This is a genomic window from Spirillospora sp. NPDC048823 (assembly GCF_043198445.1).
GTDB lineage: Bacteria > Actinomycetota > Actinomycetes > Streptosporangiales > Streptosporangiaceae > Spirillospora.
The window spans coordinates 67171-82619 of record NZ_JBICUT010000016.1; the positions used below are offsets into that span (position 1 = coordinate 67171).

The 15449-nt window shown below is 71.9% G+C and carries 16 protein-coding genes; 7 read left to right on the top strand and 9 right to left on the bottom strand.

The annotated features are described in order from the left end of the window. Window positions 1-38: 38 nt before the first annotated feature. Window positions 39-1103, bottom strand: coding sequence for a S1C family serine protease (locus ACGFK0_RS29985; RefSeq protein WP_392910842.1), 1065 nt, complete (start codon window positions 1101-1103; stop codon window positions 39-41). A 194-nt stretch (window positions 1104-1297) separates the two neighbouring features. Between ACGFK0_RS29985 and ACGFK0_RS29990 the strand changes: the two genes are divergently transcribed. Beyond that, on the top strand, window positions 1298-1777 hold the full coding sequence (locus tag ACGFK0_RS29990; protein ID WP_392910844.1) for a hypothetical protein: 480 nt from the start codon (window positions 1298-1300) through the stop codon (window positions 1775-1777). Between the two features lies 1 nt (window position 1778). Here ACGFK0_RS29990 and ACGFK0_RS29995 read toward each other — a convergent pair whose 3' ends face one another. Both ACGFK0_RS29995 and dapE read right to left on the bottom strand, forming a co-directional pair. After that, window positions 1779-2555, bottom strand: coding sequence for a TIGR00730 family Rossman fold protein (locus tag ACGFK0_RS29995; protein ID WP_392911058.1), 777 nt, complete (start codon window positions 2553-2555; stop codon window positions 1779-1781). Between the two features lie 20 nt (window positions 2556-2575). After that, entirely contained in the window at window positions 2576-3652 is a 1077-nt protein-coding gene (gene dapE / locus ACGFK0_RS30000) for a succinyl-diaminopimelate desuccinylase (protein ID WP_392910846.1), read from the bottom strand. Between the two features lie 28 nt (window positions 3653-3680). Between dapE and ACGFK0_RS30005 the strand changes: the two genes are divergently transcribed. Beyond that, window positions 3681-4355 (top strand): 4'-phosphopantetheinyl transferase family protein, encoded by a 675-nt coding sequence (locus ACGFK0_RS30005; RefSeq protein ID WP_392911060.1) that lies wholly within the window; start codon window positions 3681-3683, stop codon window positions 4353-4355. On the opposite strand, the gene ACGFK0_RS30010 is transcribed toward ACGFK0_RS30005, so the two are convergent. Continuing rightward, window positions 4348-5274: a hypothetical protein gene (locus tag ACGFK0_RS30010; protein ID WP_392910848.1), complete on the bottom strand. Its 927-nt coding sequence runs from the start codon at window positions 5272-5274 to the stop codon at window positions 4348-4350. The genes ACGFK0_RS30005 and ACGFK0_RS30010 overlap by 8 nt on opposite strands. Before the next feature lie 44 nt (window positions 5275-5318). Between ACGFK0_RS30010 and ACGFK0_RS30015 the strand changes: the two genes are divergently transcribed. Next, complete coding sequence (locus ACGFK0_RS30015) at window positions 5319-6155, top strand: 2,3,4,5-tetrahydropyridine-2,6-dicarboxylate N-succinyltransferase (protein WP_392910850.1); 837 nt, start codon at window positions 5319-5321, stop codon at window positions 6153-6155. A gap of 49 nt (window positions 6156-6204) precedes the next feature. Here the strand turns inward: ACGFK0_RS30015 and ACGFK0_RS30020 are convergent, their stop codons facing one another. Next, window positions 6205-6978 carry an MFS transporter gene (locus tag ACGFK0_RS30020; protein ID WP_392911062.1) on the bottom strand — a complete coding sequence of 258 codons (774 nt, stop codon included), beginning with the start codon at window positions 6976-6978 and terminating at the stop codon, window positions 6205-6207. Beyond that, window positions 6912-7502 carry an MFS transporter gene (locus ACGFK0_RS30025; RefSeq protein ID WP_392910852.1) on the bottom strand — a complete coding sequence of 197 codons (591 nt, stop codon included), beginning with the start codon at window positions 7500-7502 and terminating at the stop codon, window positions 6912-6914. The genes ACGFK0_RS30020 and ACGFK0_RS30025 overlap by 67 nt, the downstream gene beginning before the upstream one ends. A gap of 32 nt (window positions 7503-7534) precedes the next feature. On the opposite strand from ACGFK0_RS30025, the gene ACGFK0_RS30030 reads away from it, so the two are divergent. Then, the gene (locus ACGFK0_RS30030) at window positions 7535-8002 is read left to right on the top strand and encodes a nuclear transport factor 2 family protein (RefSeq protein ID WP_392910854.1); all 468 of its coding nucleotides are present in this window, start codon (window positions 7535-7537) and stop codon (window positions 8000-8002) included. Window position 8003: 1 nt separating this feature from the next. Here ACGFK0_RS30030 and ACGFK0_RS30035 read toward each other — a convergent pair whose 3' ends face one another. Beyond that, complete coding sequence (locus ACGFK0_RS30035; protein ID WP_392910856.1) at window positions 8004-8483, bottom strand: carboxymuconolactone decarboxylase family protein; 480 nt, start codon at window positions 8481-8483, stop codon at window positions 8004-8006. Then, the gene (locus tag ACGFK0_RS30040) at window positions 8480-9559 is read right to left on the bottom strand and encodes a dihydrodipicolinate reductase (RefSeq protein WP_392910859.1); all 1080 of its coding nucleotides are present in this window, start codon (window positions 9557-9559) and stop codon (window positions 8480-8482) included. Before ACGFK0_RS30040 ends, ACGFK0_RS30035 begins: the two co-directional genes overlap by 4 nt. A gap of 263 nt (window positions 9560-9822) precedes the next feature. On the opposite strand from ACGFK0_RS30040, the gene ACGFK0_RS30045 reads away from it, so the two are divergent. The 3 genes from ACGFK0_RS30045 to ACGFK0_RS30055 all read left to right on the top strand — a co-directional run bounded on the left by ACGFK0_RS30045 (window position 9823) and on the right by ACGFK0_RS30055 (window position 13956). Further along, complete coding sequence (locus ACGFK0_RS30045; RefSeq protein WP_392910861.1) at window positions 9823-11373, top strand: GMC oxidoreductase; 1551 nt, start codon at window positions 9823-9825, stop codon at window positions 11371-11373. Between the two features lie 97 nt (window positions 11374-11470). Continuing rightward, the gene (locus ACGFK0_RS30050; protein ID WP_392910863.1) at window positions 11471-12691 is read left to right on the top strand and encodes a glycosyltransferase family 4 protein; all 1221 of its coding nucleotides are present in this window, start codon (window positions 11471-11473) and stop codon (window positions 12689-12691) included. Further along, entirely contained in the window at window positions 12670-13956 is a 1287-nt protein-coding gene (locus tag ACGFK0_RS30055; protein WP_392910866.1) for an MFS transporter, read from the top strand. Before ACGFK0_RS30050 ends, ACGFK0_RS30055 begins: the two co-directional genes overlap by 22 nt. Before the next feature lie 8 nt (window positions 13957-13964). Here ACGFK0_RS30055 and ACGFK0_RS30060 read toward each other — a convergent pair whose 3' ends face one another. Next, entirely contained in the window at window positions 13965-15317 is a 1353-nt protein-coding gene (locus ACGFK0_RS30060; protein WP_392910869.1) for a hypothetical protein, read from the bottom strand. Between the last annotated feature and the right edge of the window lie 132 nt (window positions 15318-15449).

Consider the following 15449-nt stretch of genomic DNA (forward strand, 5'->3'; position numbering starts at 1 on the left):
AGCGTCCAGGGGCTGGTCGTTCAGGGGCTAGTCGCGGGCTAGTCGTTCAGGGGAAGTTCGCCGAGCTTCACCTTGACCTGCCGCTTCGAGCCGTCCGGCTTCTTGATCTCGACCGTCGCGGTCTGGCCGGGCTTGGCACCCGCGAGGACGGTGGTCAGGGCCGTCTGCGTGGGCGTGGCGGTGCCGTTCACCGACAGGATCAGGTCGCCCGCCTCGATGCCCGCCCCGGCGGCGCCGGTGTTCGGCAGGACCTCCACGACGGCGACCGCGGAGGGCCGCCCGGTCTCCGGGTCGACGAGCGTGCGGACCACCACGCCGAGCGCCGCCCGGCCCGAATCGGAGACCTTCCCGGATTTGATGAGCTGCGGAACGATCCGCTTGACCGTGCTGCTCGGCGTCGCGAAACCGATCCCGGGCGCCGCGCCGCCGCCCGAGCCCGTGGCCGCGGCGGTCGGGACGCCGATCACCTTCCCGGTGAGCGTGACGAGGGCGCCGCCGCTGTTGCCCGGGTTGATCGGCGCGCTCGTCTGGATCGCGTCGGCGATCGTCGAGCCGGCGAAGTCGCCCGCACCCTGGGTCGACACCGTCCGGTGCAGCGCGGACACGATGCCGTTGGTCACGCTTCCGGCCAGCCCGAGCGGGTTGCCCATGGCCAAGACCATCTGCCCGACCTCGGCCTTGCTGGAGTCGCCCCACTGCGCCGGTTTCAGCGTGGCGCCGTCCACCTTCAGCACGGCCAGGTCGTCCGGCACGAAGGCGCCCACGAGCCGCGCCTCCCGCGGCGTGCCGCCGCTGGCCGCCACCACCCTGATCTGCTCCGCCCCGGCGACCACGTGCGCGTTGGTGACGACGTGGCCCTGGCCGTCGAACACGACGCCCGACCCCTCGCCCTGGCCCGTCTCGACCTTCACCACGGAGGGCAGCACGGCGTCGACGACCTTCTCGAACTGCTGCTGTACCTCCGCCGCCGCGCCGGTCGCCGGCACCGGAGTCCGTGCCGCCCCCCCGGTCGCCTCCTCGTTACCGCCGTCGCCGCTGCATCCGGCGAGCAGGACGAGCCCCATCGCCGCCGCACACGTCTTGATCGTCGCGTTCCTGTTCACGCTCCACCTCCGGACGGACTTGTTCCCGCCTCCCGGAGAACAGGCATCGAACCGGCCCCGACTTCGCCGAGCACGGACTTCGCCGGGCACGGACTTCGCCGAGCACGGGCTCCGCCGCCCCGCCGAGCCGCCGCGACACCGGCTCGGCGCATGGGTGCGGGATGCGAGGGCAGACGACCTCTGGGGAGGTCGTCATGGGAGCGGACATGCCGGAGAGGGACGCGGGCACGGTCGTGCGCGCGGGGGCGCGCGGACTGGTCGCCGCGATGGCGATGACCGGGGCGCGGACGGTGACCGCCGCCGTCGGTCCGCACGAGCAGAGCCCGCCCGAGGCGATCGTGAAGCAACATCTGCCGGCCCTGCGGAAACTGCCCGACAGGCACCGGGAGGCCCTCACCGAACTCTTCCACTGGACGTACGGCGCGGCTGGAGGCACGGTGTACGGGCTGCTGCCCCGCCGGATCCGGAGCAACCCCCTCAGCGGCCCCGTCTACGGGCTGGTGATCTGGCTCGGCTTCGAGGCCGGCATCGCCCCGGTGCTCGGTGTCAGGCACGTGCACGAGCACGGTTTCGAATGGCGGGCCGTGGTCGCCCTGGACCATCTCCTGTACGGCATCGTCGTCGGCGGGCGGCTGGCCCCCGAGCCCTCGTCCCGCCGCCGGCGAGGCCGGTGAGTCACTCGGCCCCGGTCTCCCCCGCCTCCGCCGCCGCGCGGGCCTCGATGATCTCCTGCTCGGCGCGGGTGTGGCCGTCGACGATGACGCGGACGGCCTCCTCCGGGTCGTCGGTGACGTGGATCAGGTCGAGGTCGTGGGCCGAGATCTTGGCGGACGGGAGCATCGTCGAGCGGATCCACTCGATCAGGCCGCCCCAGAACTCGGTGCCGACGAGGACGATCGGGAACCGGGTGATCTTCCTGGTCTGGACGAGAGTGATCGCCTCGAACAGCTCGTCCAGCGTCCCGAAACCGCCGGGCAGCACCACGAACGCCTGCGAGTACTTCACGAACATGGTCTTGCGGACGAAGAAGTAGCGGAACTCCAGCCCGATGTCGATGTGGTCGTTCAGCTTCTGCTCGAAGGGCAGCTCGATGCCGAGCCCCACCGACAGGCCGCCGCTCTCGTCGCAGCCCTTGTTGGCCGCCTCCATGATCCCCGGGCCGCCGCCGGTGACCACGGCGTAACCGGCCTCGTGCAGCCGGGCGCCGATCTCCACGCCGAGCTTGTACTCCTCGGAGTCCGGCTTGGTGCGGGCGCTGCCGAACACGCTGACCGCCTTCGGCAGCTCCGCCAGCAGGCCGAACCCCTCGACGAACTCCGCCTGGATCCGCAGCACGCGCCACGGGTCGGCGTGCAGCCAGTCGACCGGGCCGCGCGCCTCCAGGAGCCGCTGGTCGGTGGTGGTCTTCGGGACGGCCCGTCCCCGCAGCATGGCGGGCCCCTGCCGTCGCATGGGGGAATCAGGATGCAAGGTCATGGGGCCACGTTAGTAGGCCCCTCCAGCCACGTGCGCATACGTCGCTCGCACTCCGCTATCAGGGGAATCTCGACGTACTCGTCCTTGGTGTGGGCGAGGGTCGGTTCGCCGGGGCCGTAGTTGACGGCCGGGACGCCGAGCTCGGCGAAGCGGGCGACGTCCGTCCAGCCGAGCTTGGCGCGGACTTCGGCGCCGCTGGACGCGACGAACGCGGCGGCGGCCGGATGCGTCAGCCCGGGACGCGCGGCCGCCGCGCTGTCGGTGACCTTCACCTCGAAGCCGCCGAAGATTTCCCGGACGTACGCCTCGGCGTCGGCGGCGGACTTGTCGGGCGCGAACCGGTAGTTCACCGTGACGACGCATTCGTCGGGGATGACGTTGCCCGCGACGCCGCCGCCGATGAACACGGCGTTCAGGCCCTCGCGGTACTCCAGGCCGTCCACGACCGGGCGGGTCGGCTCGTACGCGCGGAGCACGTCCAGGATCGCTCCCGCGGCGTGGATCGCGTTGGAGCCCATCCACGCCCGCGCGCTGTGCGCCCGCTCCCCCTTCGCCGTGACCTCGGCGCGCATCGTGCCCTGGCAGCCGCCCTCGATCTGCGCGCCGGTCGGCTCCATCAGCACGGCGAAGTCGCCGGCGAGGAGATCGGGGCGCGTCTCCGCGAGCCGCCGCAGCCCGTTGCGCTCGGCCTCGACCTCCTCGCACTCGTAGAAGACGTAGGTGATGTCGCGGGTCGGCTCGGTGACGGTGGCGGCGAGGCGCAGCGCGACGGCGACGCCGCTCTTCATGTCCGTCGTGCCGCAGCCGTAGAGCCGGTCGCCCAGCACGCGGGACGGAAGGTTGCCGTTCAGCGGCACGGTGTCGAGATGCCCGGCCAGGACGACCCGTTCGGCACGTCCGAGATCGGTGCGGGCGACGACACTGTCGCCGTCGCGTTCCACCGCCAGATGCGGCAGCGTCCGGAGCGCCTCCTCGACGGCGTCGGCGAGGAGCCTCTCGTCGCCGCTCACCGACTCGATGTCGACGATCGCCGCCGTCAGGTCCGCGACGTCCGAGAAGAGATCCAGGCCCATGCTCAAGTCTTATCATCGCGTCGTGGACATGACTGTGCTGGAGTGCGCCGTCCGCTGGGCTGTCCCGGCCGACGAACCCGGGATGCGCTCCCTCCTGGACGACGCGGAACGCGACCGCTACGAGCGTTTCCGCCGCGCCGAGGACAAGGCCCGCTTCGTCACCGGCCGGTTCCTCGCGCGGACGACGCTGGCCGAGGTCACGGGCCGCGATCCGCGCGGCATCCGTTTCACCACCGACTGCCGCCACTGCGGCGGCACCCACGGCAAGCCCCGGCTCGCGGGCACCGGCGTGGACTTTTCGCTCTCCCACTCCGGTGACCGCGTCGTCCTCGTCCTCGCCGAAGGCGCCGAGGTCGGCGTGGACGTGGAGCGGGAGAGCGACCGCGACATCGACCGGCTCGCCGAGATGATCCTCACCGTCCCGGAGCGGGAGGCGCTCGCGGCCATGCCCGACCGCAGGCGCGGCTTCCACTCGTACTGGAGCCGCAAGGAGGCGCTGCTGAAGGCGACGGGCCACGGCCTGGCCGCCCCGATGACGGCCATCCGCGTCTCCGCGCCCGACGAGCCCGCCGAGGTCCTGTCGTGGGACGGCGACGCGGCCGTCTCCCCCGTCCGCCTGGCCGACCTCGCCCCGGGCCCCGGTTACGCCGCCGCTGCCGCCGTCCTCACCGGCCGCCCCCTCAAGATCACCGAGGTCACTTGACGATGACGCTGTCGCGCGGGGCCGATCCGTCCGGCGTCCAGCCGTCGTGGCCCGCGCCGGCCTCCCAGTGCCTGCCCGCGTAGCGGACCTCGCTGAGCCCGTACACCTGCGCGTGCGTCACCGCCCACGCGGCGACGGCCCAGCCGAACCGCGCGCTGGTCGCCTTCACCGCGTTCCAGGACTCCGGACGCGACGGCGCGCCCGCCGTGAGGGGGCTCGGGCCGCTCACCTGGAGCCGGCTGCCGAACGCGCGGCGCATCTCCCGGATCGCCTCCGGGCGGCGGGACTCGGTCACCTTGTCGGGCGGATACCAGCAGCGCGCGGTGCCCGGCTCGCGTCCCGTGAACGCCAGCGCGAGGACCTGGCCCTCGTCCTCGTGCTGGGCGTAGGCGCCGCCGTCGGCGCTGCGCTGCACCTCCTGCGCCGCGATGTGCAGGTCGTGGTCGAGGTAGCCCTTCACCTTGACCAGGGCGTCGAAGAACTTGCTCGTGGACTGGACGGGGTCGCGGAGCTTGTCGGGGGTGCCCCACCCCTGCGACGGGCGCTGCTGGAACATGCCCACCGAGTCGCGGTCGCCGCCCGGGAGATTGCGAATGTGCGACTCCTGGATCGCGGTCGCGTAGGCGATCACCACGGCCCGCTCCGGCAGTCGCTTGCGGAACGCGACGGCGGCGATCGTGGCGGCGTTCGCGCCCTGCTCCAGGTCGAGCGGCATCTTGCCGGTGCTCGCCGCCACCTCGCAGCCGGACCCGTGCAGATAGGGGCGGGCACGCTGGAACAGCGCATAGCCGCCCACGGTCAGCAGCACGACGATCACCGACAGGCCCGCCGCCCAGCCCAGGCCGCCACGCCGGCGGCGCCCGCCGCCGCCGTCCGCGCCCCCGTCGGGGCGTGTCCTCAACCTTGCCCAAACAGCCACGCGACGAAGGTACCGGGAGATGGCCACCACTAAGCTCAGGAGCCATGACCGAATCGTTCACCAGCCCGATCTCCGGCGGCATCGACGAGTTGTGGGAGCGGCGCGCCGACCTCAGCCCCGAGGACGCCGACGCGCGGGCCGCCATCGTGGCCGCCGTCGACCAGATCGACGCCGGCGAGGCCCGCGTCGCCCACATCGACCCCGCGTCCGACGAGGTCATCGTCGACGAGCGGGCCAAGCGGGCGATCCTGCTGAGCTTCAAGGTCCTCGGCATGGCGCGCTCCCAGGTCGGCGACTTCCGGTACCACGACCGGATCCCGCTGAAGAGCAACCTGGACGGCGTCCGCGTCGTCCCCGGCGCGATCGCCCGCTGGGGCTCCTACCTGGCGCCCGGCGTGGTGCTGATGCCGTCGTTCACCAACATCGGCGCCTACGTCGACTCCGGCACGATGGTCGACACGTGGGCGACCGTCGGCTCCTGCGCCCAGGTCGGCAAGAACGTCCACCTGTCCGGCGGCGTCGGCATCGGCGGCGTCCTGGAACCGCCGAACGCCAAGCCGGTGATCGTCGAGGACGAGGCGATGATCGGCAGCCGCTCGATGATCGTCGAGGGGGCGCGGGTCGGGAAGGGCGCCGTCGTCGGGTCCGGCACGAACCTGTCGGCGTCCATGCCGGTCATCGACGTGGAGACCGGCGAGGAGATCAGCCGTGGCCGCATCCCCGACTGGTGCGTCGCGGTCGGCGGCACCCGCACCAAGGAGTTCAAGGGCGGGACGTTCGGGCTCCCGGCGGTGCTCATCCTGAAGCGCCTCGAAGAGGGCCAGCGGCACGACAAGGCGTCCCTCAACGAGATCCTGCGCGACCACGGCATCAACACCTGACGGGGCGGCCCCCGACGCCGTGCGGATCGGGGGCCGGGCCGTGGTCTTTCTACTTGGCCGGGACGGGTTCCGGGCTCGTGTCCAGGGGCACCTCCTCGGCTTCGCCCGTGGTGTTGGCGGCGCGGAGGGCGACGACGGCGGCGACCAGGAAGACGGCGTCGGCCAGGAGGGCCCGGGAGAAGCCCGACGTCAGCGCCTCGGGCATCGGGGTCCGGTCGGCGAGCAGGTCGCCGGTGCGGGACGCCGCGACCGCGGAGAGGACCGCGAGGCCGAGTGCGCCGCCGAGTTGCTGCGAGGCGTTGAGCAGGGCGGCGGCCAGGGCGGCCTTGTCCGGTGGGACGTTGGCATTGGCAGCGGCAGTGATGGACACGAACGTGAAGCCGAGCCCGAACGAGGCGAGCATCAGGCCGGGCAGCAGGTCGGTGAGGTAGTGGCCGTCCACGGGGATGCGCGACAGCAGGTAGAGGCCGGCCGCGGCGAGCAGCAGGCCCGCGATCATCAGCGGCCGGGTCCCGGCGCGGGGGATCACCTTGGTCGAGATGCCGGCGGCGATGCCGACGCCGAAGCAGAGCGGCAGGTAGGCCGAGCCGGTCTCCAGCGGCGAGTAGCCGAGGACGTTCACCATGTAGAGGCTGAGGAAGAAGAACATCGACAGGAAACCCGCGACGGCGACGAGCTGGGTGACGTCCGCCGCGGCGAGCCCCTTGATCCGGAAGATCGACAGGGGCAGCAGCGGGTTGCGGCCGCGCTGCTCGTTCACCAGGAAGGCGACCAGGAGGGCCAGGAACCGGCGAGGCCGCCGATGGTGCGCGCCGTGTCCCAGCCGGCGTCCGGGGCCTTGACCAGGGTGTAGACGAGCAGCATCATCCCGCCGGTGACCAGGACGGTGCCGAGGACGTCGAAGTTCGCCAGGCGGGCGCTGCGCCGGTCGCCCTCGACGAGGAGGAACAGGCCGGCGATCACGAGCACGCAGACCGGGACGTTGACCAGCATCACCCAGCGCCAGCCCGGTCCCTCGGTCAGCAGCCCGCCGAGGAGGACCCCCGCGGCGGAGGCGCCGCCGGCGACGCCGCCCCAGACGCCGAGCGCCTTGGCGCGGTCGCCGCCCTCCTTGAACATCGTCGTCAGGATGGACAGGGTGCCGGGCAGCATGAGCGCGGCGCCGGCGCCCTGCGCGAGCCGCGCGCCGATCAGGGCCCCGGAGCCGGTCGCGAGGCCGCCGACGACCGAGGACAGCGAGAACAGCACCGTCCCGGCGACGACGACGCGGCGGCGGCCGAGCAGGTCGGCGAGGCGGCCGCCGAGCAGCCTGAACCCGCCGTAGGTGAGCAGGTAGCCGGACGGCACCCTACGTGGGGCCGTGGCTGCCGGAGCCGCTCGTGAGCCATGCCGACTCCGGTGACGCCGCGGAGCGGACGGAGGCGGTGTCGATGGCGATGCTCGTCGTCCTGGAGACGCGCTACCAGGCCGACCCGAAGGTCCAGCGGCAGGTGACCGAGCGGTTCCTCCAGGCGGCGCTCGGCGGCGACCTGGAGTCGCTGCTGGAGATGCTGGCCCCGGACGTGACCCTGTGGAGGGACGCCGGCGGGCGGGCCGGGACGATGCTGCGGCCCGTCCACGGCCGCGACAGGGTGGCCCGCGTCATCGTGGGGACCACGGCCCGCCACCGGCCCGAGAACCTCCACGTCCGCTACCGGGCGGTCAACGGCGACCCGTCGGCGGTGCTGTTCGACGCGGACGCGCCGTTCGGCGTCATGGTCCTCGACCTCGCGCCGGCGGGCGACCGCGTCCAGGGCATCTACGCCGTCGCCAACCCGGACAAGCTCTCCCGCATCGAGGACGAGTGAGTCAGGGCCTGGGGAGCATGCACATGGTGTCGAGGCCGAGGACGTGGTTGAGGCGGCCGAACGCCAGCCAGGAGCCGATGCACATGCTCAGCTCCACGATCTCGCGCTGGGTGTAGTGCGCGGTCATCCGGTCCCAGAACTCTTCGTCCAGGCCGTGGTGGTCGAGGGCGTAGCGGTCGGCGTATTCGGCGGCGAGGCGGGTGCGGTCGTCGAAGGCGGTCGTGGTGCGCCATTCGGTCACCGCGTCGGCGAACTCGTCCTCGACCTTCTGGCCGTCGCGTTCGGTGCGCCAGTCGAGGCAGAACACGCAGCCGTTGATCTGCGCGATGCGCAGCCGCGCGGCCTCGAACTCGCGGAGGCCGAGGGTGGTGTGCTGGTAGACGGCCAGGGAGAGGTTCGCGGCGGCGGGGCCGATGCCGGGGACCATCTCGCCCCACGCGTACTGGATCGGGTCCTTGCCGTCGGGGATGTCGAGGTTCATGGGCGGGTGCCTCCGAGCTTGCCGACGGCGGGACGGACGGGGACGTCGAGCGCGTCGTAGAGCCCGGGTTCGGCGTCCACGAGCCAGTCGACGGCGCCGACGAGGCGTCCGACCGCGGTGGCGTTGCCACCGGCGGCGCGGTTGCCCGCCTCGTCGGTGGCCTCGACCGTGACCTCGATGCGCGGGTCGCCCTCGATGATGACGCGGTGCGCCCCGTCACCGTCCGGCGGCACCGGCCAGCCGGGGGCGCAGGACGGGTGGATGCGGGTGACGTGCTCGATGACGATGCGGGGTTCGCCCTGCACGATGCCCTGCACCTCGAAGCGCACCGCGCCCTGGGTGCCCTTCTCGAAGTCGCCCATGGACTTGGTGGTCACGGTCTCGTCCAGGGGGAGGCGGTCCACGGTCTCGCGGATCTCGTCCAGGTCGACACCTAGCGCGCGGGCCATCAACCGGACCTGCCCGCCCCACACCATGGTGGGGACGGTCGCGGCGAGCATGGGCGGCTCGTAGTCCATCGGCTGGCCCATGCCGACCAGGTACCGGACGGAGTCGGGCTGGTCGTAGGTGGTGTAGTCGAAGATCTCCTGGCAGCGGATCACGTCGATGGTGCCGCCGAGCCCGCTGATCATCAGCGGCAGGACGTCGTTGCCCCAGCCGGGGTCGACACCGGAGACGAACAGTGAGCCGCCGCCTTCGGCGACGGCGTCCAGGACGGCCTGCCGCATCTCGGGCGGGGCGTTGCGCTGGTCGTAGAGCGCGTACAGGGCGGGGGTGACGACGACGGCGCCGGCGCGGATCGCGCGGACGATGTCGGCGAGGGCGTCGTCGGGGCGGATGTCGCCGGACGCCGCGTACACGACGGCCTGCGGGCCGGTGGCCAGGACGGCGTCGACGTCGGTGGTCGCCGCGACGCCGAGGTCGCGGCCGAGGCCGCCGAGTTCGCCGGCGTCCCGTCCGTCCTTGCCGGGGTCGTGGACGATCACGCCGGTGAGTTTCAGCGCGGGATGGGCCTCCACCGCGCGGATGGACAGCCTGCCGACGTTGCCGGTGCCCCAGACGATCGCGGAGATCATGGCCAGAGGCTAACAAGGCCCCGCCCGCTTGCCAAGCAAGCATTTGGTTGACAGCCCGTAACCTGTTGCTACGGGTGCGTGATCAAACAAAAGTTACTTTCAGGTATGTAGTGACTTCGCTCAATTCGAGGGATAGAACCTGTTCCAATCTCGTCCAGAGTGAGGGAGGTCACATGGCTGACTCCACCATGCCAGCCGGTCCATCCACTGCCATCTCACGTCGCACGCTCCTCGCTGGAACCGGTTCTATCGTCGGCCTGGGCATGCTGGGCCGCACCGGCCATGCCCGTGCCGCGGCCACCGCCGCCGCCGGTCCGATCGGCAACGGGGCGCACGTCCCGGCACTGATCGTCGGCACCGGGTACGGCGGCTCCGTCGCCGCCCTGCGGCTCGCCCAGGCGGGCGTCCAGGTCCACATGATCGAGATGGGGATGGCCTGGGACACCCCCGGCTCGGACGGAAAGATCTTCGCCAACACCAGGACGCCGGACTACCGGTCGTACTGGCTCCGGACCAGGACCAAGCAGCCCCTCAGCAACTTCCTGGGCTTCCCGCTCGACAAGGACGTCCCCCGCTACACCGGGATCCTGGACGCCGAGGACTTCAGCGGCATCACCGTCTACCAGGGCCGCGGCGTCGGCGGCGGTTCGCTGGTCAACGGCGGGATGGCCGTCACCCCGGAGCGCAGCCGGTTCGGCTACGTCCTCCCGTCCGTGGACGCCAACGAGATGTACGGCGTCTACTACCCGCGCGCCAACGCCGGGCTCGGCGTCAACCAGATCGACCGGGCCTGGTTCGACAGCACCGACTGCTACCAGTACGCCCGGGTCGGACGTAAGCACGCCGAGCGCTCGGGCTTCGACTTCGTCTACGTGAACAACGTCTACGACTTCGACTACATGGAGCAGGAGGCGGCCGGGAACGTTCCCAGATCGGCGCTGGACGCCGAGATCCTCTACGGCAACAACCACGGCAAGAAGTCCCTGCAGCAGACCTACCTCGCCCGGGCCAAGGCCACCGGCAGGGTCGCCATCTCACCGCTGCACAGGGTGACCTCGGTGTCCCCGGCGTCCGGCGGCGGCTACACGGTCGTCATGGAGCAGCTCAACAGCAGCGGCGACGTCACGGGCACCAAGACCGTGACCGCCGACAGGGTGTTCTTCGCGGCCGGCAGCGTCGGCACCAGCAAACTTCTGGTCAAGCTGAAGGCCACGGGCGCGCTGCCCAACCTGAACAGCGAGGTCGGCAAGGGCTGGGGCGACAACGGCAACGTCATGTGCGGCCGCGCCAACCACATGTGGGACGCGACCGGCAGCCTGCAGTCGTCCATCCCCACGGTCGGCATCGACAACTGGGACGCCGGCGGGGCGTTCGCCGAGGTCGCGCCGCTTCCCACCGGCATCGAGACCTACGCGTCGTTCTACCTGTCGATCACCAAGAACCCGCACCGGGCCGCCTTCTCCTGGAACGCCGGGACGGGCAGAGTCGACCTGAACTGGCAGACCGCGTGGAAGCAGCAGGGCATCGACATGGCAAAGACGATCTTCGACAAGATCAACCAGAAGGAGTGGACGATCTACCGGACCGACCTGTTCGGCACCTACAAGATCTGGGGCGACCACCTCACCTACCACCCGCTCGGTGGAGCGGTCCTCAACAAGGCCACCGACAACTACGGCCGCCTGCACGGCTACTCCGGCCTGTACGCCATCGACGGCTCGCTCATCCCCGGCAACACCAGCGTGAACCCGTTCGTCACCATCACCGCCCTCGCCGAGCGGAACATCGAAAAGATCATCACGACCGATCTGTGACCGTTCCTTTGACGCGCCGTTGACGACGGTCCGGCCACGGGCGCGTGTGGCCGGACGTCCGGTGAATGGCCCGCGGATGCCGGGGAAACGGGTCCCCATGGACATTCCCCGGACTCTGGTGCTCACGGGGCACTTCCCACCGGAGCCGGGCGGGGTGCAGACCTTCACCTGGGAACTGGTGCGCAGGCTCCCCGCCGACCGGCTGCTCGTGGTCGCGCCCGCCTGGCCCGGGGCCGCGGAGTTCGACGCCCGGCTGGACTTCCCCGTCGTACGGCGGCACGGCTACCTGCTGTTCCGCGGGCTGCGCCGGCTCGTCGCCGAGCACGGGACGGACGTGGGCTGGATCCCCGCCGCCGCGCCGTTCGCCATGTACGCGCCGCTGGTGAAGGCGGCCGGGGTGACACGGCTGATCGGCTCCACACACGGCCAGGAACTCGGCTGGTTCCGCGCCGCGCCCACCCGCCGCGCGCTCCGCGCCGCCGCCCGCGCGTTCGACGCGCTCACCTTCCTCACCGCCGTGAGCCGCGACGAGATGTCCGGCGTCCTCGGCGACCGGACGCGGCTGGTCCGGCTCGCCGGCGCCGTCGACCCGGTCCGGTTCCGTCCCGGGCTGGACGGCGCGGCGGTGCGCCGCCGGCACGGGCTCGGGGACGGGCCCGTGATCGTCAGCGTCTCCCGCCTCGTCCGCCGCAAAGGCCACGACCGGCTGCTGGAGGCCTGGCCCGACGTCGTCCGGCGGCATCCGGACGCCCGGCTGGTCATCGTCGGGGAGGGGCCGATGCGGCGGTGGCTCACCGGCCAGGCCGCGCGGCTGGCCCCCGGCACCGTCACGGTGACCGGGCCCGTCTCCGGCGGCGACCTGCCGCGCTACTACGCCGCCGCCGACGCCTTCGTCCTGCCGTGCCGGGACGACCGCCGCGGGCTCCAGGTCGAGGGCCTCGGGCTGTCGGTCCTGGAGGCGTCGGCGGCCGGGCTGCCGGTCGTGGTGGGCCGGTCCGGCGGCAGCCCCGAGTCCGTCCTCGACGGGCGGACCGGGACCGTGATCGACGCGGCGTCCCCCCGCACCCTCACCCGCACCCTGAACGGGCTGCTGGACGACCCGCGCGGCGCCCGCCGCATGGGCGGGGCAGGCCGCCGGTGGGTGTGCGACGAATGGAGCTGGGACCGCGCGGCCGCCCGGCTCGCCGACCTCCTCCGCGGCGCCCCCGCCGAACCCGCCGGAACCGCGGGATCCAGCGCACCGGCGGCCCGGCCCGGAACGGGGCTTCAGGACGCGGCACGGAGGGTGAGCCCCGCATGGGACTCAAGGAGCGGCTGAACCGCCCCGACTTCTGGCGCCTCATGGTCGGCCAGACGGTCTCCTCCCTGGGTGACTGGATGGGCACGCTCGCCCTGATGTACTTCGTGCTGGAGCTGAGCGACTCCACGACGGCGGTCGGCGGCGTCCTGGTGCTGCGCCTGCTGCCCTCGGCGGTCGGCGCCCCGCTCGCGGCGCGGATCGTCACCCACTGGCCGCGGCGCCAGGTGATGATGTACGCCAACCTGGCCATGATGGGCATGGCGTTCGCGCTTCCCATCGTCCCGCTGCTGTGGTGGCTGTACTTCTGGGCGTTCGCCATCGAGCTGGCCGCCCTGGTGTTCCTGCCGGCCCGGGACGCCTCCATCCCCTTCCTCATCGAGGACCCCGGGGAGCGCAAGCACGGCGACGAGCACGACACCGGCACGCTGGAGGTCGCGAACGGCATCACGATGGCCACCTCCTACGGGATGATCCCGGTCGGCGCCGGGGTGTTCGGGCTGGTGCTGTGGACGACCGACGCCCTCGGCTGGGAGGGCCACTGGCGGTACCTCGCGGTGTTCTGGCTGGACGCCCTGACCTATCTGGCGTGCTACCTCGCGATCCGGTCCATCGCCGACCTCGGCCCCGCCCCCGGGGAGCGGCGTCCCCGGGGCCCGATGAAGCAGGAGGGCACGTTCATCGAAGGGCTCCGGCTCCCGGTGGTGCGCGCGGTCCTGCCGGGCATCGCGGTCGTGGCGCTCGGACTGGGCGCGCTGTTCTCCCTCGGTGTGGTGTTCGTCAGGAACATCCTGGACGCGGGCCCGATCGGGTTCGGAACCCTGGTGGCGCTGTTCGGGGTCGGCGCGGTCACCGGCCTGGTGCTCGTCCGCCAGGGGGCGTGGGATCTGATGAAGCAGATCAGGACGGCGACCGTCGTCCAGGGCGTCGTGGTCGCGACGATGGGGCTGATCGCCTCGGTGGCGTGGGCGTTCGCCGGCGCCGTGGTGTTCGGCGCCGCCGCCACCGCCGCCCTCGTCGGCGGCATCACCTACCTTCAGGAAGGACTGGAGGGCTACCGGCGCAATCTCGCCCTCACCGCGTTCCACGCGACCCTGCGGTTCGGCCTGGCCCTCGCCGCGCTGGTGGCCGGCGCGGCGGCCGACCTGCTGCGGCACTGGGACGAGACTCCGCTGGGCATGCAACCGGCCCAGGCGGTGCTGGCCGTGTCCGGCCTGATCGTGATCGCCGGCGCGTTCCTCATCCGGAGACCCCGCGCCCGTTCCGGACACCCGGAATCCGCCTGACCGGGTGGTCAGGGACAGGCGCCGAACAACCTCCGCGTGCCCGCGCCGGCGTCGTAGGCGGCCCGGTCGCTGAAGCGGCACCCGTAGTCGGGATCCGCCACCACCCGCGGCTTCGTGGTCACGTCACCGGCCGGGCGGCTGCCGGTGTCGACCCAGCGGACCAGGTCGTCCCAGGCCGTCCCCGCCTCGGTGGCGGAGAACTCGCAGTGCTGGATCGTGCGGACGGCGCGCTGCACGAGCAGCCGCGACCGGTGGTGCCGCGCCACCTCGGAGGCGTAGATCTGCTCCATGGAGAACGGGACGAACATGTCCCCCAGGCCGTGCAGGCTCAGCACCGGAACCCCCGGCCGCCCGTTGATGCGCGGAATCTGGGAGAGCCGGTTCGACAACCGCGCCGGCAGGTTCTCGGGCCGGACCCGCTGCACGCTCGCGTTGACGTCGAACGGCTCGTTCGGCTCGTACCGGGTGAACAGGTTGGTCGAGAGCTGATCCGGGTTCTCGGCCAGGGTGGCGTCCGGAACGGGCGGGGCCGCGAGCGTGAACGGGAACGCCTTCCAGAACGCGAACGCCTGCGCGTCGCCGGGACGCGGCCCGCCCGTCCGGTTGACGGCGATCGAGCGGAACTGCTTCCCGCGCTCGTTCGTGGTGTCCGGGCCGCCCGGCGTCAACTCCGTCAGCCCGAGATTCTCCATGATCTTCGGGACGGTCACGGTCGCGTACTCGTCGGTCACCGGGTATTCGCGGACGCCGGCCAGATTCTGCGCGACGAGGTTGTAGTCGAGGAAGAAGTCGAACAGCTCATGGTCGCCGAGGACCCCGCACATGGGCAGCGCGCCGTCGTAGTAGCGGGGCCACTGCTCGATGGAGCGCCCGACGACGTGGCCGCCCATCGAAACGCCGACGATGAGGCGCTGCCCGGGCCGTCCCACCTTGTCGGCGAACAGTTCGGCGACGTCCCGCGTGCTCAGCACACCCGCCCGGACGTCGTACCCGTTGCGGTAGTAGGACGACGCCGCCCACGCGTACCCCTGGTCGAGGAGCCGCTGCCGCAGCCCGAACGGCGGCGGCCCGACCCTCAGCACGAACCCCTGGCCGGCGTACCCGTGCGCGTAGAGCACCAGCTTGCCGTTCCAGCCCGGCGGAGTCTCGATGATGTAGGCCGAATGGTTGTGCACGCCCTGCAGCACCCGTGACGGCTTCCCGTCCACCTGCGCGGGCGGCAGCGGCGGATTCTCGATCGTGTACCCGGGAAGCGGCTGGTCGCCCGGTGTCCGGTCGGCATGGGCCGTCCCCGCGGTACCCAGCGGGACGACAAGGGCGAGGACGGTGGCGGCGGATGCGATGAGGGCTCGGATGCGCATGATGCTCCTCTGGAAGATCAAAGGCATTACATACCGTCCGGTCGGTTTGTGGAATGGCGAAGACCACATCCGGCCCCGCCGCCCCCCGGAGCCCCGGCCGCAAAGACGACGTGGTGCGGCCGGGAATGAGAT